This is a genomic window from Candidatus Flexicrinis affinis (assembly GCA_016716525.1).
Lineage (GTDB): Bacteria > Chloroflexota > Anaerolineae > Aggregatilineales > Phototrophicaceae > Flexicrinis > Flexicrinis affinis.
The window spans coordinates 467,965-487,895 of record JADJWE010000002.1 but is presented as its reverse complement, the minus strand read 5'-3'; the positions used below and the strand labels follow the sequence as shown (position 1 = coordinate 487,895).

Annotated in this window: 17 protein-coding genes and 1 pseudogene; all 18 read right to left on the bottom strand. The window is 62.6% G+C overall.

What is annotated here, in order from left to right; translation table 11 throughout:
• Positions 1–15 precede the first annotated feature (15 nt).
• Positions 16–927 carry an ABC transporter permease gene (locus IPM16_11265; GenBank protein ID MBK9123681.1) on the bottom strand — a complete coding sequence of 304 codons (912 nt, stop codon included), beginning with the start codon at positions 925–927 and terminating at the stop codon, positions 16–18.
• On the bottom strand, positions 920–1,876 hold the full coding sequence (locus IPM16_11260) for an ABC transporter permease (protein ID MBK9123680.1): 957 nt from the start codon (positions 1,874–1,876) through the stop codon (positions 920–922). The genes IPM16_11265 and IPM16_11260 overlap by 8 nt, the downstream gene beginning before the upstream one ends.
• A 72-nt stretch (positions 1,877–1,948) precedes the next feature.
• On the bottom strand, positions 1,949–3,526 hold the full coding sequence (locus IPM16_11255) for an ABC transporter substrate-binding protein (protein ID MBK9123679.1): 1,578 nt from the start codon (positions 3,524–3,526) through the stop codon (positions 1,949–1,951).
• Positions 3,527–3,667: 141 nt separating this feature from the next.
• Complete coding sequence (locus IPM16_11250; protein ID MBK9123678.1) at positions 3,668–4,435, bottom strand: IclR family transcriptional regulator; 768 nt, start codon at positions 4,433–4,435, stop codon at positions 3,668–3,670.
• Between the two features lie 125 nt (positions 4,436–4,560).
• Positions 4,561–5,205, bottom strand: coding sequence for a hypothetical protein (locus tag IPM16_11245; protein ID MBK9123677.1), 645 nt, complete (start codon positions 5,203–5,205; stop codon positions 4,561–4,563).
• Between the two features lie 131 nt (positions 5,206–5,336).
• Positions 5,337–5,834, bottom strand: a complete 498-nt coding sequence (locus tag IPM16_11240) for a CHRD domain-containing protein (GenBank protein MBK9123676.1) — start codon at positions 5,832–5,834, stop codon at positions 5,337–5,339.
• Positions 5,835–6,131: 297 nt separating this feature from the next.
• Positions 6,132–6,827, bottom strand: a complete 696-nt coding sequence (locus IPM16_11235) for a M48 family metallopeptidase (protein MBK9123675.1) — start codon at positions 6,825–6,827, stop codon at positions 6,132–6,134.
• Positions 6,828–6,959: 132 nt separating this feature from the next.
• Positions 6,960–9,098, bottom strand: coding sequence for an alpha/beta hydrolase (locus tag IPM16_11230; protein ID MBK9123674.1), 2,139 nt, complete (start codon positions 9,096–9,098; stop codon positions 6,960–6,962).
• Between the two features lie 20 nt (positions 9,099–9,118).
• Positions 9,119–9,922, bottom strand: coding sequence for a citryl-CoA lyase (locus IPM16_11225; GenBank protein ID MBK9123673.1), 804 nt, complete (start codon positions 9,920–9,922; stop codon positions 9,119–9,121).
• Positions 9,920–10,816, bottom strand: a pseudogene (locus tag IPM16_11220) (CoA-binding protein). The gene IPM16_11225 and the pseudogene IPM16_11220 overlap by 3 nt, the downstream one beginning before the upstream one ends.
• 3 nt (positions 10,817–10,819) lie before the next feature.
• Positions 10,820–12,340 (bottom strand): acetate--CoA ligase family protein, encoded by a 1,521-nt coding sequence (locus IPM16_11215; protein MBK9123672.1) that lies wholly within the window; start codon positions 12,338–12,340, stop codon positions 10,820–10,822.
• 18 nt (positions 12,341–12,358) lie between these two features.
• Positions 12,359–14,440 (bottom strand): ADP-ribosylglycohydrolase family protein, encoded by a 2,082-nt coding sequence (locus IPM16_11210; GenBank protein ID MBK9123671.1) that lies wholly within the window; start codon positions 14,438–14,440, stop codon positions 12,359–12,361.
• Between the two features lie 147 nt (positions 14,441–14,587).
• Positions 14,588–15,874 carry a sugar ABC transporter substrate-binding protein gene (locus IPM16_11205; protein ID MBK9123670.1) on the bottom strand — a complete coding sequence of 429 codons (1,287 nt, stop codon included), beginning with the start codon at positions 15,872–15,874 and terminating at the stop codon, positions 14,588–14,590.
• Positions 15,875–15,920: 46 nt separating this feature from the next.
• Positions 15,921–16,805, bottom strand: coding sequence for a carbohydrate ABC transporter permease (locus IPM16_11200; GenBank protein MBK9123669.1), 885 nt, complete (start codon positions 16,803–16,805; stop codon positions 15,921–15,923).
• Between the two features lie 14 nt (positions 16,806–16,819).
• A complete protein-coding gene (locus IPM16_11195) occupies positions 16,820–17,170 on the bottom strand; it encodes a sugar ABC transporter permease (protein MBK9123668.1) in 351 nt (116 codons plus the stop codon).
• The gene (locus IPM16_11190) at positions 17,163–17,762 is read right to left on the bottom strand and encodes a sugar ABC transporter permease (GenBank protein ID MBK9123667.1); all 600 of its coding nucleotides are present in this window, start codon (positions 17,760–17,762) and stop codon (positions 17,163–17,165) included. Before IPM16_11190 ends, IPM16_11195 begins: the two co-directional genes overlap by 8 nt.
• A gap of 72 nt (positions 17,763–17,834) precedes the next feature.
• Complete coding sequence (locus IPM16_11185; GenBank protein MBK9123666.1) at positions 17,835–18,818, bottom strand: ADP-ribosylglycohydrolase family protein; 984 nt, start codon at positions 18,816–18,818, stop codon at positions 17,835–17,837.
• Between the two features lie 87 nt (positions 18,819–18,905).
• Complete coding sequence (locus tag IPM16_11180) at positions 18,906–19,916, bottom strand: LacI family DNA-binding transcriptional regulator (GenBank protein MBK9123665.1); 1,011 nt, start codon at positions 19,914–19,916, stop codon at positions 18,906–18,908.
• Positions 19,917–19,931 lie beyond the last annotated feature (15 nt).

Genomic DNA, 19,931 nt, shown 5'->3' with positions numbered 1-19,931 from the left:
GTTTCGTCTCGCTCTCTAGAGGACAAGTCTTGGGTCGATCGCATCGCGGATGCCATCGCCGACGAAGTTGACGCACAGCACGGTGAGGACCGTCATCGCCGCGGGGGGTATCCACGTCCATGTCAGGTTTTCCAGAATGTCGAGGTTTCGCGCGGCCTCGAGCATATTGCCCCAGCTCGGTGTGGGTGGTGCGACGCCAAGGCCGAGAAAGCTCAAGCCGGCCTCAGTCAGAATGGCACCGCCGACGCTGAACGTGATCAGCGCGATCATCGGCGCGAGCACGTTGGGGAAGATGTGTACGACGATGATGCGCCGATCCGGCACGCCGAGGCAGCGCGCCGCCAGCACGAACTCGGACTCGCGCAGCGACATGAACTGGGCACGGACAAGGCGCGCGACACCCGGCCAGCTCAACAAGCCAATGATCAGCACAATATTCCACACGCTGCGCGGCAGCAGCGCCGCCAACGTCAGCATGATGACGATGCTCGGGAAGGTCATCACGGTATCGGTGATGCGCATCAGGATCGTGTCGACCCAGCCGCGGTAGTAACCGGCCAGGGCGCCGATGACCGTGCCGATCATCGTGGCGATTGCCGTGGCGCCCATGCCGACCAGCAGTGAGACTTGCCCGCCGTACAGCGTGCGCGTCAGGATGTCGCGCCCGACGCGATCGGTCCCGAAGAGATGCTCGCCCGAGGGCGGTTGTGCGGTGGCGGCGAGGTCGATTTTGTCGTATGGATACGGCGCAAACACCGGCGCGAGGATCGACGTCACGGTGACCACGATCAAGACGATCACGGCGACAATTGCGAGTCGATGGCGCATGAAGCGGCGAAGCGCGCGGTTTTTCTGCGGGCGGTCGTGCACGTCGAGCTGCGTGACGTCTCTTGCCGCGCCGGGGTTGGAACGGGTGGCGTCAGTCATAGCGGATCCGCGGGTCAACCACCGCATAAGCTACGTCGGTCAGAATATTGGCGCCCAGCACGAACAAGGCGATCACCAGATTCATGCCCATAAGTAATGGGACGTCACGGCCGCGCACGGCTTCCAGATACAGGCTGCCCATGCCCGGCCAGCTAAAAATCGTTTCGGTAAAAACGGCGCCAACGACGAGCGTCGGAACACTCAGTCCAATGACGGTTATGACAGGAAGAATCGCATTTGGGACGATGTGGCGCCATGTCACCGCGGTCGGCGTGAGCCCCTTGGCGCGCGCCGTATTGACGTAGTCGAGGCGTACCACTTCGAGCATACTGAACCGCGTGTAGCGCATGAACGTCGCGATGAAGTTGAGGCTCAGCACGATGCTCGGCAGCAGCAAGTGATGGACCGTCGACCAGAACGTCGCCTCGGTCGCGACCGGGCGCATCCCCCCGGCAGGGAACAGTCGCAGGTTGATCGAGAATATCAGCAGGGCTACGATGCCGGTGACGAAGGCCGGAGTCGAGATGCCGAGGAACGAAAACCCGGTGAGCGAAAAGTCCCAGAAGGAGTACTGGCGTTGGCCGATAAACACGCCGAGCGGCACGCCGACGAGCACGCCTATCGCGAGCGCCGTCCCCATCAGCAGCAGGCTGGCGCTCAGGCGGCGACCGATGACCTGCGCAACCGGCTCGCCATCCGTGAAGCGGAAGCCGAGGTCACCCTGCGCCACGTTGGCTAGCCACTGGAGGTAGCGCACTGTCGGCGGCTGGTTGAGGCCGAACCGCTCTCGCAATGCCTCCTCAGCCTCGGCGGTCATCTCCAGGTCCGGGCTGCGAAAGTAGTCGACCACGTCACCGGGCGCGATTTCCATCAGCGCAAAGATGATGATGGTGATCATCAGCAGCACCGGGATCGAGATCAAGATGCGTCGCATCAGATACTTGAGCATGGCGTCTATCCCGCGTTTTTCAGAATGCAAGGAGGGGAGAACGGCGTCCTCCCCTCCATAGCTTAACGCGAATTACTCACCGACCGACCACAGCTCGGCGTGATCCTCATACGGGCCGCCGCCTGCTGCCGGGAACCAGTAGAAGTCCTGCAGGTCGTTGGAGCCGGCGCCAAAGCGCACAGCCGTCCACATGTACCCTTCGAGCGCGTTCTCGTTCTGGAATTTGCAGATGTCCTGCAGCAGACCGAGGTACGCATCCGCGTCGGCTTCGACACGAGCGGCGTCGATCAACGCCTGCAGCTCGGGGAACAGCTCGCCCATGAGCGGCGCGCCGTCGGTCGTGGGTTGGCCGCCGACCTCATAGAAGCTGAACGGGAAGTTGCCGACGTTTACGCCTACACCGCGGTACGAGATGTCCCAACCTTCGCCCGTATAGAAGTACGAGTTATAGGTGGGCACGTCCTGCGCCAGCGGGACGATGTTGATGCCAGCGGCGGCCAGGAATGCCTGCTGGGCCGCCATCGCGTCGAGGTGGAACTGGTTGTTGTAGTAGGTCACCAGCTCGTAGCTCGCTGCCGTGTCATACCCGGCCTGCTGCAGCAGATCGGCCGCCATGGCCGGGTCGTACGCGTAGTCGTTCAGCTCGCTGGCGTCCGGCCACATCGACGGGAAGGCGCCGATGCACGGCACGACGGCCGCGGTGCCCTTCAGCACGGTCTCGGCGATTGCCGTGCGGTCAATGGCGTACAGGAACGCCTGCCGTACACGTACGTCCTGGAAGACCGGATTGCGCAGGTTGAAGATGAAGTAGTTGGTGACGCCCGACGGGCCGTCGTAGATTTGATACGTGCCTTCTTCCTGCAAGCGCAGGGCGACGTCACCGCTGACGTACGTGAAGTTGATTTCGCCGCTTTCCAGCGCGAGCAGCGCGGACGTCTCATCGGCGAAGTAGCGGTTGATCAGCCGGTCAAGCTTGGGCGCGCCGCGGAAGTAGTTCGGGTTCGGGACGAGTGCCCAGAACTGATCGGCGACGTATTCGTCGTGCATGAACGGGCCGGTGCCAACCGGGTTGGTGAAGAACCAATCGGTGGTCTGATAGTCGGCCGGGTTCAGGTCCGCCAGCGCGTGCTGCGGCAGTACCCACGCAAAGATCATAAAGAACGGGAGGCGCGGGTTCGGTGCATTCAGCGCAACTTCCACGGTAAAGGCGTCGACCGCGGTGATCGAGGCGACCGATTCGCGCGAGAGCGACGAGAAGCCGGGGAAGTTGGTGGCCGCGTCCGGGTTGAGCGCGAGGTTGAGCGAGAACACGACGTCTTCGGAGTCGAAGGCTTCGCCGTCGTGCCACACCACGCCCTCGCGCAGCGTGAACGTCCAGACTGTCGAGTCTTCGTTGGACGACCACTCGGTCGCGAGCTGCGGCTCGAGCGCGCTCATGTCGGCGTTCCAGCTAATGAGCGGGCTGAAGATCTTGGACAGCCAAGTACGGCCGGCCGTGTCCATGAACGGGATGACCTTCGGGGCGCCGCCCGGCCCGACGTCGAACGCGCCGATCAGGGTGCCGCCGCCACCGGCGTCTTGGGCGTGCACAGGCACGAGCGTGAGGAGAAGTGCAAGTAGGATGGTCAGTGTAAGGCGTCTATTCCACATCGCTGAAGCTCCTTGAAAACCATAGCGTGTGCCCGAGATCGGGCAGGGTTGAGTCGGAAAGCGGGTCTAGCGTTAGGCTGCTCCTCTCGATCCGGTCTGACATTCATGCAACGCGCCGTGGGGCGCGAGACACTTCGGTGATTACTCCTTGCGGTAGCCCAGCTTCTCGGAAATGGCGTGGCATGCCCACAAGACGGCCTTGCTCAACTCAGGGACGCGCGCGGTTGTCACCTGCGCCTGAGGGCCGGACACGCTGAGCGCGGCGACGACCCCGCCGGTATAGTCGTAGATCGGTCCCGCGACGCACCGAACGACCTCGCCGGTTTCGCCGTTGTCCACAGCGTAGCCCTGCTGACGAATGCAGCTCAGCTCGTTTATCAGGCCCGCTTCGGTCGTGATGGTCGTCGGCGAGAACCGCTTGAGTCCGCGCCGGTTGACCACTTCGTCGTACCACACGTGCTGCGGCGTGAAGGCGAGTATGACCTTGCCAAGCGCGGTACAGTGGGCGGGCGCACGCTTGCCGATGCGGGTGTACATGCCCTGAGTCTTCAGCCCTTCGACGCGTTCGATGTACACGACTTCGCCTTCGTTGAGGATGGCGAGATGGACGGTCTCGTTGACCCTGTTCATCAGCGCCTTCATGATCGGCATGGCATGGACACCGAGAGTCAAGTGGCCGATAGCCGCGCCGCGAAGCTGCAAGATGCGAACGCCGAGGGTGTACTTGTTCGTCTCCGGGTTTTGCTCGACGTAACCCATCTGCATAAGCGTGGAGAGCAGGCGGTGGGCGGTCGATAAGGGGAGGTCGCTGGCTTCGGCGATCTCGGAGATGCCGAGATGATAGTCTGCGTTCCCGAGCAGTTCGAGAATGCCTAATGCACGTTCAACAGACTGTACCGGACGCGACATAAACAAGAAACCCCAAAAAGCATCTTTCATCACAGCGTAACACCGCGGATTTTCGCATGTCAATTTTCAATTCCACCATGCGGAAACCGCACTTTGGTGAGGGTTATGGCGATGTGAATACAGGTCTACGCGGCGGCGAACAGCGCAATGCCGATGATCAGCGGCGCAACGTAATGCATCACGGGGAAGTAGAAGTCCTTCGGACGCATCAGCACAAGCCCGACCGGACAGGCGATGTTCCACCCGATTGCAGCCCAGCCCACCCATGTCGGAACCAATCCGGTGCCGATCAGGGTTGCTCCAACGCAGGCTTGGGCGGCAAACTCAGAGATCATGTGGATGACGACCTGCGGGTTGATCCACGTGCCGTCGCTGAGGAAGCGCGTCTCTGCCACGATGATCAGAACGGCGCCGATGAGGTAAGCGGATGCGCCGAGCACGGCGAGATAGGCGGTCTCGGCACTGCCGATGAACAGGGCAAGCAGAACCAATCCCAACGCGGACGCACATACGGAGATGATGTTTGACCCGCGCTCCCAGCGCATGAAGCGTGTCGCATCTGCGATGGTCCACATTAGGATTGCTCGGCCGGTGAACAGCGTCCCGCAGATCAGAAACTGCACGAAACTGAACGTGAGCAGCGCAGCGGCAACCGTTCGCGCGTTCAATCCCTGCGTGACAGCTGCTGCGACAATTCCGATGGATACCACGATAACGGCGGCGAGGACGAAGATGAACGTTCGGTTCGTGGAGGGCAGCAGGCTAACCATGGGAGGCAACCTTTGAACGCCAGCGCAAGACTACAATCTATAGTACTCCCGACTCGTGAGTGGTCTCCGCACGTGGCCTGCTGTTGTATCTGGACGCCGCGCCTGCACGCGGCGTCCCATTTCAGACAGGGTTACTTACTGCCGATCGGACGGATCTGGCCGCGGATTTCACCGGACGGCACAGACAGCGTATGCGTATTGACATACGTTCCGCCGCTGCTCATCTTCTCGAGCAGATCATCGAAGTCTGCGACTCCTCCCGGACAGACCGCCGAGTGGGGCCGGGGGATCACGTTAGCCGGAGTAATGACACCCTCGGCAAGCACGCCGTTGTTATCGACACCTGCGGCGTTGAAGCCATAGAGGAACGCAACCACAGGGCCATTGGCGCCCTCCGGGCCACAATGGATGTGTGCCTGAGTTACGCCTATGATGTTGGCCGTGATGAGCTTGAAGTGCAGCCCATCGTCTGCCAGTTTGAACTTCACTTGCCCCTGTGCGCTGCTGTCTACTGGTGGCACCTCGTTCTGACCCGCTAGATGCGCAATGAACTTGTTCGGTGCGGCCAAGGCCGTTGCTGCTGCAACCACGATCAACAATACGAGAATCGGAAAAGCGAACTTTCTCATGGGGTCATCCTCCCTTTACTGCCTAGTGCGATACGAAACCATTCGATGGCTCGCATCGCTCGGGTGCTGGAAACGTCTAACACCCGACATATATCAATCGTCTGCTGCCGGTGATTTGGTTTCATTAGGATTTCTGGAGTCGCTGATGTCGGGGATCGTGTGCGGGAACGTGTCGGTCATCGCGATCTCACGGTCACTCCGAGTTACTCCGGTGACCGCGCCCGATCGGACGTGATGTCGAACGACATGCGGCAAGTCCGACAACTACCTCGCGGCAGTCGCGTATTGGCGGATCTGCTAATCGTCCTGCCGGTGCTGGCCGCGATTCAGCGCAGCCCGCAGCGCGCGCCAGTCAGGAAGATGCCGGTCCATCAGCGCCTTGAACCGCGCGTTGTGGCTTGGCTCCAGCAAGTGCACCAATTCATGCACGACGAGGTATTCCAAGCACTCTGGGGGTTTGGTCGCCAGTTCGAGGTTGAGCCATATCCGGCGCGCCTTTATGCTGCACGTGCCCCAACGCGTCTTCATCTCGCGGATGCGCCACTCGGCAACGGAGACACCGAGGCGTGGCTCCCACGCAGCGATCATCGGCGGAACGACCGCTTCGAGGTGCGCGCGATACCACGCGTGCAGGGTTCGCTCGCGTTTTGATCGGTCGAAATCGGGCGGGATCGTCATCACGATACGCGAGTCGTGGAGCAGTGTGACAGTCGGCCGCTGAGCCCGGTAAACGACCTCGAGCGGATACAACCGTCCGTCGAACGCGATCATCTCGCCGGTCGCGTAGTCAAGGAGAACGGGCGCTGAGGCGCGGATGCGCTCTTGATGCTTTCTTATCCAGCCAACGCGCGACTCGACGAACGCATGAATTGCGTTGATCGGAACCGCGTGCGGCGCGGAGACGCGCACCTCGCCGTCCGGCGGATGGACGGTCAAGCGCAGTGCCTTGATTCGCTTGCGCGTAACCCGGACGGATACGCCGGCGATGTCGATCGTGTCGGTTGGCGTTGTCCGTCTTGTTCGGGTCACGGGTGGCACTTCGATCCCACTGTCGAAGGTCGCATCCGGCATAGTGTATCAAGCCGACCCGCGCCGTACGAGCGCGCCCGGCCGACGCTCACGCGACTATTCGATGACAACAACGAAGACGTCGCTGCCGCCCTGATTGGCCGATGCATCCAAGCTGCCGAGCGTGAGACCCGAGACCAGCACGGACTCGCCGTCGCGCGAGATGAACAAGTTCTTTTCGGCCCACTCGTCGGTGCCGTCGCGTTCGGTCGTGCCAAGCTGGATCACGGACTGCCGTTCGAACGTGGGTGAGTACCGGACGATCACGATATCGAAGTCGCCGACCGCGCCGGCGACGCTGCCATCGCTGTACGCAGCGACGACGAACGACCCGTCGGGCAGGGTGGTGATCGCCGCGCCTTTGTCGTTCAAGGTGCTGCCAAGCTGGTCGGCGGCCACACGCTGAAGACTCGAGTCAAAGGCGGCGAATGTGATGTCCTTGTCCCCGTCGAGCGTGCCGACGAAGTCTCCAGCCGAGAAGCCCGTCACGGCAACGTGCGCTTCCGTCGCGACGACTCCGGTGACCTCGTCCCATTCGGCGGTTCCGAACTGCGTCAACGCCGTAAGCTCGCCGGATGCGGACATTGCAGCCACGAATCCGTCGATGCCACCCGCGAAGTCGGACGTCAGCGCGCTGCTGCTCATGCCACCGACGTAGACTGTGCCATCCGGGCCAACCGCGACGGCCTGACCTTTGTCCTCACCTTCGCCACCGAACTGATGGGTCCAATCGATGGAACCGTCCGATCGCACCCGTGCAACGATCACATCCTTGTCGCCCGCGTTCTCCGTGGCAAACGCGCCTTTCGTATAGCCCGTGACGACGACTTCGTCACTGTGAAGCAGCGCAATCGCATAGCCGCGGTCGGCCTCCGGCGTCCCGATCTGTGTCGTCCAGAGCACGTCGCCGTTGGCGCTCAGCTTGAGGACCACGATGTCGTCGCCGCCCGCTGAACCGGTGCCGGCAAGATCGCCCTGCGTGTATCCCGCGACGACAATCTCCTGCTGCTGTGTCACGACAAGCCCGTACGGTCGATCGTTGCCGGATGTGCCGACCTGCCGCACCCACTGCACCGCGCGGTCGGGGCCGTACTTGACGACTGCGATGTCCATGCCGCCTGCATAGGGCTGGCCGTCGAGACCGCCCTGCACTCCAAGCGCCAGAATCGTGTTGCCGTGCCCGTCGGTTGCGATTCCGCCGGCGACGTCATCGCTGGACGTGCCGGTCAGCCAGCCTTGCGGCGATGAACGGGTAGCGGAGTCGGGCGGCGTCGTGTTCAGGAAGTTGGAGAGGTAGCGAATGCCTTCCGCGAATCCGGGCTCCCAGACGTCCCAATCATGTCCGCCGTTGTAGACACGGAACTCCGAGGCGATCCCGCCGACTCGCGACACACGGTTGAAGAACCGGTGCGCCTCGAAGTCGAGATCGTGCTCGATGTCGTCGGGGTTCGGATGCCGCCACTCGTCATCGCCGACCGCGATGAACAGGTTGAGCCGAAACTCACCCGTAAACTGTTCGAGTAGGGCCGGATAGTTAAGCGCAGTGTAGATGTCCGCATCGAACAGCGCCGTATCGGTGCCAAATGCCCCAAACTCGCGCGTGCTGGAGTCGGCCGGCGGGAGCGGCGTATATACCGCCGGACTGAGGATGATCGCACCCATGAAATGCTCGGGATGCGCGAGGACGTAGCGGATCGCGCCGTAGCCGCCCATTGAATAGCCGCCGACGATCCGCGAGGTGCGATCGGCGATGGTGCGATACCTCGAGTCGATGTGTGGGATGAGGTCGGCAAAGAACGCGGTTTCGACCGGCTCGGCACGGTAGAGCATACCGGTATACGCCGAGTCGACATAGTAGCCGCCGCGATCCGATGACGGCATGTCGGGCATGACTGCGATGACCGGCGGCATGTCGCCGTCGGCGATTAATGTGTCGAGCGTCGAGCGTACGTTCAACCACGCGGCCATCGTATCCCCGCGCCCATGCAGCAAATAAACGACGGGGTAGCGCTGATCGGTGTAGTCATATCCCGCGGGCAGGTAGATGTTGTACTGGGCGATGCGTCCGAGAATCTCCGACTCGAAGTCCACGCTGAGAACCTGACTCGCGCCCGCGTTCTGAGCCGACACAACGACCGTCATCAGGCTGCCGAGGACGAGCAGTACAAAAGCAACAGCAAGTACAAATTTCATCATCAGCAGGGACTCCGATGCCATTATTCCGATTCCGGCCCGTCGTAAACGGCCTGATTGGGGTAGATCACGCGCATGGGTTTTTCGCGCGTCTTCTCTTCAGCGACATGAGCGACGAGGCCGGGCACGCGCGCGATCATAAAGAACGCGTTGCCAAGTTCCGGCGGGATGTGCAGGTCGGTGAGAATCGCGGCTAGCGCGCCGTCCACGTTGATCGGTAGGGTCTTGCCGGTGACGCGCGTGAACGCGCGCTCCAACGCTCGGATCGTATCGACACCCGCGGCCGCGACCCCGCTCTCATGCGCCAGCGCGAGAAGCTGACGCGTGCGCGGGTCGGCGGTGTGGACGCGGTGCCCCATGCCAGACAGCACCTTCTTGGCGGCGCGGTATTCCTCGACCAATGCCTGCGCCGCGTCGTCGAGCGTCGCTCCTCCCGACACGCGCGCCTGCACGTCGGCGATCATGCGCATGGCGTCTTCCACCGCGCCGCCGTGGAACGCGTTGATGCTGAGCAGTCCCGCTGCGATGGCGGCGTTCATCGGTGCGCCGGTGCTGGCGGCGGTGCGCGCGGCCAACGTCGACGGCGGTGTCGTGCCGTGGTCGATCGAGGAGACGAACATGGCGTCCAGCAGCGGGGCGATATGCGCGTTAGGCAGATGGCCGGTCAGCGCGAGGAAAATCGCTTGGCTGAACGTGACCTCGCCCATGAGCATATCGATACGCTTGCCGCGCAGTCGGATGGCGTTGGGCTGAATATCAGTGATCGCCGTTGACCACGCCTGTGCAGGGTCTTTTGCGGACGATGTCGCGGGCTTGGGCGCTGGCAGACCCGCCAGAACTTCGGCGGCGATCTGCGGTATGTCGTTGAAGTGCTCAGCGATATGCGCGCCCACCTCGCGCAGGCATGCGACCTTGCCGGCATGTCCTCCGCGCCCGCCTTCGATGATCGCCCCAGCATGGCTGAAGCGCGTGCCTTCCTTTGCGCCTTTGCCGCCGACATACGCAATCAACGGCTTGGTGAACAACCCGCGTTCGATCAGGTCGGCCGCTTCCTCCTCCTGCGAGGTGCCGATTTCACCGAACATGACGACGAGGCGTGTTTGCGGGTCGCGCTCGAAGAGTTCCAGCACGCGGGCGTGCGGCATACCGACGATGCTGTCGCCTCCGACGTGCACGGCGGTCGACACGCCGATACCGGCACGCGCCAGATAGTACGCCATGCTGGTCGTGATACCGCCGCTTCGGCTGGTAATGCCGACCGGTCCGGCGATTGCCCACTCGCGGATTGCCGCGGCCCGTCCGCCCATCATGCCCAAAACGGCCTGCTCGGGGCTGAGCACCCCGAGCGTGTTGGGGCCGACGAACCGCGCGCCGTTGCTGCGGGCTGCCGCGTCGATCTCTAGCACGTCGTAGACGGGCACGCGATCCGGCACGATGACCAGCGTCTTGATTCCGGCGTCGATCGCTTCCAGCGCCGCATTGCGCACCAGCGGCGCCGGGATGAACAACACGCTGGTGTCGACCGCGCCGAGTTCGCCGCAGGCTTGTTTCACGGAGTCGAACACCGGGACGCCGGCAACGTCTTGTCCGCCTTTGCCGGGCGTGACACCACCGACGATCTGCGTGCCGTAATCCAACATCAAGCGGGCGCGCGACATCCCTTCGCGGCCGGTGATTCCTTGCACGATGACTCGCTTGTGTGACGTTGCGATGATCGCCATGGTTTAATCCAGTCCGATAATCGGAAGGCGGATTCGCCCGCCGCCCTTGCCGTACAGGTGGCAGTTCACCTCGCAGCCGAGGCACTCCGTACAGCGTCCTTTGCGTGCATCCTCGCGCGTGATGTTCAGCACCGGAACGCCGTCCTCAAGCGAGAGAATTTGCGGCTCGCACGCAGTGATGCACGCCTTAGATTCACACGTGCGACATACGGCATGATCGAGCGTAATCGTCCCGCCGGTCACGGTGTCGAAGGTGTACGGTTCGGCGGGTTCGGGTTCGCTGCGAGCCGGCGGCGCATCGAGCGGCGTGTAGTGGCTGATCAGGTCGCGCAGTCGGTCGGTGCAGAACTCTGGCGAGGCGTCGCGGCCGTAGGCTTCGACCGGCGCGGGGAAGGCGCCGTTGGCGTCGTGCAGGGTCGCGATGGCTAATTCTTCGCCGTTGCCGCCAATGCGAATGACCGCCGGTACGGTCAGCGGCGCGTCCATGAATGCCTTCACCAATCCACGTGCGGACAGGTACTGCTCCTGACTCGCGACGCCGCTGCCGCCGGCGTAGAAGCCGTCGATTCCGCTTTGACTCAGGATGATCCGCGCGGCGCGATAGACCTTGCTGGCCGGCGGGTTGCCGCTCGTGTCGACAAAGTCGGCGATGCGGAAGCCGGCACTGACGAGCGCGTCCATGTTCATCATGCTGCCGCCGCCACCGCTGCCCATAAACCCGATGACCCGCTCGCCTTTTTGGAAACCGGTCTCCATCTGGATGAAGTAGAACGTGCCGCGGTAATCGTCCTTCTCGACGTTCCACGCGATCCGTTCGAGCGGCGTGGGGGGACGGTCGAACTCGCGCGCCATCTCGATGCCGAGATCGGCGTGCCGGAAGACGGCGTAGTCGTCGACGGTGGTGCGCGCGTCCAGCGCCATCCAGCGGCCATCGCCCGTCAGTACCAGCGGATTGATCTCGGCACTGCGTGCTTCGTACGTGCGGGCGACGTCCCAGAGGCGCAGCATCACGTCCGACAGTCGGCTGATCTGCGCGGAGTCGACTCCTGCGGCAATCGCGAGGTCGCGGGCGTGATAGTCCCGTAGGCCGGTGGCGATGTCGATGGTGTGGCGGGCGATGCGGTCGGGGTGCGCCTTGGCGATATCTTCGATTCCGCTGCCGCCCATGCTGCTGAAAATCATCACCGGCGCGCGCTGCCGGTCATCGAGGATGATGCCGAGGTAGCACTCGCGGGCGATGCCGACCTGCGCCTCGACCAGCAAATGGTCAACCGTGAAGCTGCCGATGGCCCGCCCCAGCAGCGCCGAAGCATGGCGTTCGGCTTCGTCGGGTGTGCTTGCGAATTGGATCAGTCCCTGTGCGGCACGGCTAGTCGTCCAGACCTGCGCCTTGAGGACGACCCGACCGAATTCCTGCGCGGCGGAGGCCGCTTCGGCAGGGGTCGTCACAAGGCGCGACGGCGGCGTCTCAATGCCGGCGGCCTGCAGCAGCGCCTTGCTTTGATACTCGTGAAGTTTGGCCATCGCTGTCCTCGCTTGGCGCTAGGGGATGGGTTGAAGGCTGACCTTCGTGAACCGCGTGTGACTGTTGTTCCACGCGCACAGGCCGATCTGGCCGTATAGCAGCGGAAAGTCGTCGGTCCACTCGAGATGTTGTGCGTTCTCGCCGTCGGAGACTTCGGCGCGGATCGTGCTTCCGCTGGCCGTGACCGTGAGTGTACAAGTGCGCCCGTGCGTCCATGCGAACGGCGCAGATGCTTTGCACGCGTAACCGGACTCGTTGCGGTACAGCCGCACCGTTTGATCGGCGTCCAAGCACACGGCATAGCTGCGGCGCGCCCCGCCCACGCGCACGAGCACGCCGTGCTGATCGCCCAGCAGTGGCGTGAGTTCGACGCTGAGCCGGTAGTCCGTCCAGTCCGGATCGCCGGTGTATGACTCGCACAGCCCGACCCCGCTGCCGTGGTACGCGCCGCCTTCGATCCGCCAATACCCGCGCACCCGCGTCCACTGGCTAATGCCGCCCGACTCGGCGTAGTCGTTGGCGAATGTGGTGAGCCAATCGGGGGTTCCGTCCCAGTCCAGCGATTTGATGTAGAACGCGCCGGTCTCCCACGGCTCGCCGAGGTTGCGCAGAGTCACCCCGACCTCGTCGATGCGCACATCGTGCAGGCGCGGAATCGTGAACTGCAGCGTTTGCCATTGGCCGGGGACAAGATCGACGGCCTCGGCCTGAACGATGCTCGAGTCGTGTGCCTGGGCATACAGCCCCGCGCGGATCGTGGTCGGCGCGTCAGTCGGAACACAAACCTCGGCGTGTAGGGTCTGGCCCGTGTAAATCAGCGGGGAGAACGCCGCGCCGTAGTAGTTTCCGCTGAGTTCCTTCGGGTTGTAATACGTGCGTGTCCCGACCCGGATTTCACCCTTCTTGTTCAGCTTGCGGATGCTGGTCTGTAGGCATGGTACGCCTAGGTAGACGCGCTGCGCCTGATGAATCGGCCTGCCAAGCTCGCCGTGAGTCGGCAGGAAACTGCTGGTTGATCCCGGATATTGAAAGTGATAACGCGGCTTGGCTCGCGTGCCTTGACCTTGCAGCGCCCGCCCGACCTTGACGAACAGGTCAGCGCATTGGGGGATCGTCCAGATATTGCGCGTGCCGGTGTTGCTGGCGGTGATAAGCAGGTCGTTGATCGGCTCGCGCCAAGAATTATCGATGACGTCCAACCCGACCGCGACGCCCATAATGGCGCCGACGTTGCCCACGTTGCAGTCAGTGTCCCACCCGCACATATTGGCAATCTGGATCGTGCGGCTGAAGTTCCCGTCGCCGTACAACATCGCCAGCGCGATCACGCCGGCGTTGGGGATGATGTGAACCTCGCCGGGGTAGCGATCGTAGCCGAAATTCGCCCGAAGATGCGCGTAGCCGGCGTGCCAGTCGTCGGGCTGACCCGCGTGAACCTGCTGCATGGCGGTGATGACGCGGGCGTATTCGCTGTCGGCCGGGATGTGCCGGAGGCCGATGTTGAGCAAGGCGCGTGGGTCGCGCTCGCTGAAGGCCGCGCTAACCATCGCGGCGATGAATCGCCCGCCGTAGATTCCGTTACCGTCATGCGAGACGGACGAGGCTTTCTCGGCGAGATCGACGGCACGTGCCGGGTCGCCAGGCGCGATCAGTCCGAAGATATCGCTGAAGATCTGGCCGCCGATCTGTTCGGCAACGGCCGCGCCGTTCATCGCGATGCTGCCGGACATCGGCGCAGGGATGCCTGCCGCCAAGTTGCAATAGGCGGTGTGCTCGGTCGAGACACCGTAGCCGCCCCACCAAAGTGTGCCGTGCCCGTCGCCGAGGAAGTTGAGCCACGTCTCGCCGAACTGCTGCGGCGTGATCGCCGTCGACGTTCCGAACAGCTCGAACGCGCGAATCAGGATCATCGGCAGCGCGGTATCGTCGTCCGGCTTGAAGATTTTGCCGCTGTCCTCGCGCAGGTAGGTGAGCACCTCGCCCACGTTGTCGCGGATCTTTTCGTACCACCAGCCTTCGAGCGGCGCGCCGAACCGGACGCCGATGCACTTGCCCAACCATCCGGCATAAACGCGTTCGTCGTAGTCTTGCGGGATCATCGAAATCCTTTCGACATGCGGTCTATTCTCGATCAAGTACTTCGGCAGGCTAAAACGCTTCGCATTTCCATTATATATATGTAGTTCGCGCGAGTTGTGGGCAGCCCGCGGGCCGCCCACAACCGTGAAACTCGACACTCGTTCAGGCTATTCGCCGTAGTTGTCGTCCAAGCACGCCTGCGCTTGAGCGGCGCCTTCGGCCAGCATGGCAGCGACGTCACGCTCGCCGCCTTCGATCCAACGGACGCGCACGTCGCTCAGCGGGCCGGCCACGCAGTCCCAGAAGTACTGGCTGCGCAGGTAGTTCGGCACCAGTTCCGAGGCGACGAGCTGGTTGTACGACACACCGCGGATCGGGTCCTCATTCCAGCCGAGTTCTTCCCAAATGGCTGGGCCGTTAGGCGACCACACGCCCGCCTCGGCGGCGATACGCTGCGCCTCAGGGCCGGACAACCATTCGATCAGCTCCCACGCGGCTTCCTTGTCATCGCTGCCGTTCCACATGTAGTACATGTAGGAGTCGGTCCACGGGATCACTTCGGTGTCCTCATTAAAGCGCGGCGGTGCGACGACACCCCAGTTGAAGTCGGCCTGTTCCATGATCGCGGCCAGCTCCCAGTCGGAGATCGACTGCATGGCGACGTTGCCGGACAGGAACACCAGTTCACCGAACTGATCTTGCAGTTCGGCCGGCGCCGTGACCTGATCTTCGGTGACCAGTTCCAAGCACCACGTCATTGCAGCGGCGGTTTCGGGCGTGTCCATGTAGCCGACGACATCGCGGCCGTCCGGACTGGTCAGCTCGGCACCAAGGTTGAACGAGAACGGCGACCACAACATGCAGCCTTCGCCGCCGACGATCGCACCGACGCCATAAATGTCGTTGTCGCGGTCGGTGAGCTGGTTGGCAAGCGCGCGGTATTCAGCGATCGTCCAACCATCCTCGGGGTAGGCGACGCCGGCCGCGTCGAACAGATCCTTGTTATAGGCGACGAACCCCGACACTGCATCGCGCGGGACGGCATACGTACGGCCCTCATAGACGCCACGATTCACACCGCTGGCAAACCAGTTGGCGGCCGCGCCAGACTCCTCGATGTACGGCGTCAGGTCTTCAAGGAAGCCCTGAAGCGCGACGTCCGGCGAGAAGTAATGATAGAACACGTCGGGGCCTTCACCGGCGGCGATTGCGGTCAGGACGCGCGTGGCGAACGCCCGGCTTGGATAGAGCGATAGAGCGACGCGGATGTTCGGATGACTCTCCTCGAACGTGCGCGCCAGCGTGAAGTGCATATCACGGGTGGCGGCGGTGTCGCGGCCGCGCTCGGTGGCCCACCACGTCACTGTCACGATCGGCTCATCCTGCGCAGATACGGCGAGAAGCGGCAGCAGTAACGTGAGTACGAGGGTGACGACAAGCAGTCTCTTGGACATGACATTCTCCTTGCGTTTACGAAACGGTCTTGCGCTTATTGACGATTTAGCCCTTAAGTCCTTCGATAGAAATCCCTCCAATCAACTGACGCTGCGCGATGAAAAACAGGATGAGCGGCGGGATGGTTGCCAACAGCGAACCGGCCATCAGCAGGTTCCAGTTGGTCTCGCGCGCTCCTTGAAAGAAACTGAGGCCCAGCGACACCGTGAACATATTGGGGTCGTTGAGGTAGATCAGCGGCTGAAGAAAATCGTTCCACGTGCCGACGAAAGTAAAGACGACGACTAGCATCAGCGCCGGCCGCGACAGTGGCAGGATGATCCGCCAGAACACATCGAAGCGGCTGGCGCCGTCGATGTAAGCCGCTTCGTCGAGGTCGTACGGGATGCTCATCATGTACTGGCGCACAAGGAAGATCAGGAACGCGCTGCCGGTGAACGCAGGCACGGTCAGCGGCAGGTACGTATTGATCCAGCCCAGCTTCGAGAACAGGATGAACCGCGGCACGAGCGTGACGTGATACGGGATCATCAGCGTCGAGAGCATGATCAGAAACAGGACACTGCGGCCCGGGAACCGGATGCGCGCGAAGCCGTAAGCGATCAGCGTCACCGAGAACAAGTGGCCGATGATGTTGAGGGCGACGATGATCGCGGTGTTGAGTAGGAAGCGACCGAACGGCACCTCCTGGAAGACCTTCGGAAAGCTGCCGAAATCGACCGGGTTGGGGATCCACACCGGCGGGATTTCGAACATCTGCTCGGCGCTTTTGATCGACGTCGAAACCATCCAGTACAGCGGAAGCATGAGGGCTGCAGCGACGAGCAGCAGGAGGCCGTAGCCAAAGACATTGTGCCAAAAGCGGTTCTTGCCGACTGGCATGGGACCCGCCATGCCGGACTCGGGACGGGCAATTCGGTTGGCCAACATTGTCTCGTCTCCTCTTACCGGTTCTGGCTGCGATCGGTTTCGTAGTACACCCAATAGCGCGAGCTTCGCAGCACGAATACCGTCACGATCAAGATGAAGACCGTCATGATCCATGCCAGCGCCGACGCGTAACCCATCCGCAGCGAGATGAAGCCGCGGTTATAGATGTAGAGCATGTAGAACAGGCCGGACTGCAGCGGGCCACCGGTCTCGCCTGCGGCGATGAAGGCGGGCGTGAACGTCTGGAACACGCCGATCAATCCCAGCACGAACTGGAAGAAGATCGTCGGTGACAGCAGCGGCAGGGTGATGCGGAAGAACTTCTGGAAGGCGTTGGCCCCGTCCACGGTGGCGGCTTCATACATCACCGCCGGGGATGTTTTGCAGGCCGGCAAGATAGATAATCGCGCTGCCACCAACGCCCCACAACGCGATCATGATCAGGCTGGGCAAGACGTAATGCGGGCTGCCGAGCCAGTTCGGCCCGTCGACGCCGACGTTGCTCAGCAGCGTGTTGATGACGCCGTAGCGCTGATTCAGCATCCACACCCATACCAGCGCGGCGGCGACTTGCGGCACCACCGACGGCATGTAGAAGATCGTGCGGAAAATGCCGATACCGCGCAGCTTGAAGTTCATCAGTACGGCCAAGCCGATGCCGCACATCACTTCGAGCGGCAGGTACAGCAGCGAGTAGGTCAGCGTGACCTCGACCGACTTCTTGAAGCGCAGGTCTTCTGTGAAGATCGTCGTGTAGTTGTCGAGGCCGACCCACGTCGGATCGCCCACGATGTTCCAGCGCGTGAAGCTCAGGATTAGCGAAGCGATGATCGGCCCGAGAAAGAACACGATGAAGCCGATGATCCACGGCGAGATAAACAGGTAGCCCGTGAGCGCTTCCCTGCGCCGGCTTTCCGAAAGGTCGCGCCAGATGCCTATTCTCGGTAGTGTAATCATGTCAACATACTTTCAAATCACCGATTATCTGCGGGCGAGATGACGCGGCGAGGTGCGTAATTTGCAGAGACACTAGGTGCCGTTCGACGTGTGCCGCGACGTGCGAAGCCGCGTGAGCTGAAGTGCGGTCTCGACGATGTCCATGCGGGCGGCGAACCGCAGGCAGACGCCGGCCGGCTGCCGCACCTTCTCGACCCACTCGGGCGGAATCGCCTTTAGGCCGTGGATTGCGCCGGACAGCGCGCCGACGACCGCGCCAATCGTGTCGGCGTCACGCCCGAAATTGCCGGCCCAAAACATGCCGCGCCTGAAGTCTCCGCCGGTCAGCTTGAAGATGCTGTAAGCCTGCGGGATCGCTTCCGCGGCCATCGAGTGCACCGGAGTCCAGAGCTGCGTATGCAAGCCTTCCCACGCGTCCTCGATGTTTCCCGCCGCATCGCAGATGCCGAACGCCCGCATCATTGCGCGGTTCAGCCAACTGTCGTGCGGGATGACGTTGAGTCCGGCCTGAATGATGTCGTCCGGTCTGCCGCCGTCGACGGCCACTGCCACGCTGGCGGCGACGGCCTGCGCCGCCCAGATGCCGTCGGCGGCGTGGCTGATCTCCGATTCGATCTGCGCCATGGCAGCCGCACGTGCCGGATTGCCCGCGCAAACGATTCCAATAGGCGCGATGCGCATTGCCGCGCCATCGTCGTTGTTCTGGACGTTGTCTTTGCCGGAGAGGGGCGGGAGGATGCCGCGTTCGAGGTTAGCGACCGCGCCGTACAGCGGTTTGCCGCCACGCTCCGCGACGCCGCCCTCGCTGATGATGTACTTGTGCCACGAGGCGATCAGATGCTCGGTCGTCAAGTCGCCGCCGCAGTCGATCAGGGTTTGCGCGGTGAGCATGGCGAACTCGGTGTCGTCGGTGCTGCGCGCGTCGTCGTAGAGGTTGGTGATGATGCCGTAGCGCTGACGGTACGCGTCACGCCGGCCGAGGTCGCCGTAAGCGTCGCCGACCGCAAGCCCGACCAGACACCCCGCTGCACGATCTTCATAAACAGAACTTGTCATAGAACCTGCACCTATTCGCCAAGAAACCCGATTGCGCCAAGAACTGAGAACGTTCTCAGCACGACGCCAAGAAACTCGTCCTGCAACTTACAGGGCCGGCGGCGCGGCCGTCGACTCCCGAATGATCAACTCGCATGGCAGCTTCCGTTTCTGGACGACAGTCACCTCCGGTTCCGAAATTCGTTGGATCAAGATGCGTGCGGCCGTCACGCCGATGTCGTACTTCGGTTTGGCGACGGTCGTAAGGGCAGGGGAGGTCGTAGCGGCGGCGTGGATGTCGTCCATCCCCACGATTGACACGTCCTCGGGGATACGACGTCCCAGCGTGCGGGCCGCTTTCATTGCGCCGATGGCGATGTTGTCGTTGGACGCGAGCACCGCAGTCGGGGGCTGCGGAAGGCTCATCAGCCGCCGCATGGCGTCGTATCCCGCGTCTTCCGTGAAGTCGCCTTCGATCAAGATTGCGCGTTCCAGCGGTAGATGATGCCGTTCGTGGAAGGCGATGTAGCGGTCGGCCTGAGTCGAGAAGCGGCGGCGGTTCAGCGCGGAGATCAAACCGATTTTGCGGTGGCCGAGGTCGTAAAGATGCTGAAGCGCGGCGTCGGTGCCCTGTACGGTGTCGCTGCCGACCGCATCGAGGCGCGGGTGATTGCTGCCGCTGCCGAGGATCACGACGGGGATGTTGAGCGTCTCCAGTTCATGCGACGAGGTGTCGACCGCGTTGATGATCAGTCCGTCGAACCGGTTGCGGCGGACGAGGGTCAGGAACTTGGTCTCGCGCTCGGATTTCCAGTCACTGTTGACGATGACGGTCGCGTAACCCTCTGCTTCCATCGTGTCCTGAACGCCGCGCGCGACGTCGGGCCAGAACGGGTTGGTGATGTCAGGGATGGAGAGTGCGACCATGTAGGTCTGGTCGGTGCGTAAGCTTCCTGCGACGGCGTTGCGTACGTAGCCCAGTTCCTTCGCCGCGGCGAGGACGCGCTGCTGGGTGTTCTCGCGCACGAGGTCTTGCTGCCCATTCAGTACGCGTGCCGCAGTCGCCTTCGATACTCCGGCGAGCTTTGCGACATCGATGATGGTGGGCCAACGTGACATTTCGTGCAAAACCTC

Bases quoted from the DNA above. Each gene is read 5' to 3' on its own strand.
- IPM16_11265 (MBK9123681.1), bottom strand. From the start codon at position 927: ATGACTGACGCCACCCGTTCCAACCCCGGCGCGGCAAGAGACGTCACG.
- IPM16_11260 (MBK9123680.1), bottom strand. From the start codon at position 1,876: ATGCTCAAGTATCTGATGCGACGCATCTTGATCTCGATCCCGGTGCTG.
- IPM16_11255 (MBK9123679.1), bottom strand. From the start codon at position 3,526: ATGTGGAATAGACGCCTTACACTGACCATCCTACTTGCACTTCTCCTC.
- IPM16_11250 (MBK9123678.1), bottom strand. From the start codon at position 4,435: ATGTCGCGTCCGGTACAGTCTGTTGAACGTGCATTAGGCATTCTCGAA.
- IPM16_11245 (MBK9123677.1), bottom strand. From the start codon at position 5,205: ATGGTTAGCCTGCTGCCCTCCACGAACCGAACGTTCATCTTCGTCCTC.
- IPM16_11240 (MBK9123676.1), bottom strand. From the start codon at position 5,834: ATGAGAAAGTTCGCTTTTCCGATTCTCGTATTGTTGATCGTGGTTGCA.
- IPM16_11230 (MBK9123674.1), bottom strand. From the start codon at position 9,098: ATGATGAAATTTGTACTTGCTGTTGCTTTTGTACTGCTCGTCCTCGGC.
- IPM16_11215 (MBK9123672.1), bottom strand. From the start codon at position 12,340: ATGGCCAAACTTCACGAGTATCAAAGCAAGGCGCTGCTGCAGGCCGCC.
- IPM16_11210 (MBK9123671.1), bottom strand. From the start codon at position 14,440: ATGATCCCGCAAGACTACGACGAACGCGTTTATGCCGGATGGTTGGGC.
- IPM16_11205 (MBK9123670.1), bottom strand. From the start codon at position 15,874: ATGTCCAAGAGACTGCTTGTCGTCACCCTCGTACTCACGTTACTGCTG.
- IPM16_11200 (MBK9123669.1), bottom strand. From the start codon at position 16,805: ATGTTGGCCAACCGAATTGCCCGTCCCGAGTCCGGCATGGCGGGTCCC.
- IPM16_11195 (MBK9123668.1), bottom strand. From the start codon at position 17,170: ATGTATGAAGCCGCCACCGTGGACGGGGCCAACGCCTTCCAGAAGTTC.
- IPM16_11190 (MBK9123667.1), bottom strand. From the start codon at position 17,762: ATGATTACACTACCGAGAATAGGCATCTGGCGCGACCTTTCGGAAAGC.
- IPM16_11185 (MBK9123666.1), bottom strand. From the start codon at position 18,818: ATGACAAGTTCTGTTTATGAAGATCGTGCAGCGGGGTGTCTGGTCGGG.
- IPM16_11180 (MBK9123665.1), bottom strand. From the start codon at position 19,916: ATGTCACGTTGGCCCACCATCATCGATGTCGCAAAGCTCGCCGGAGTA.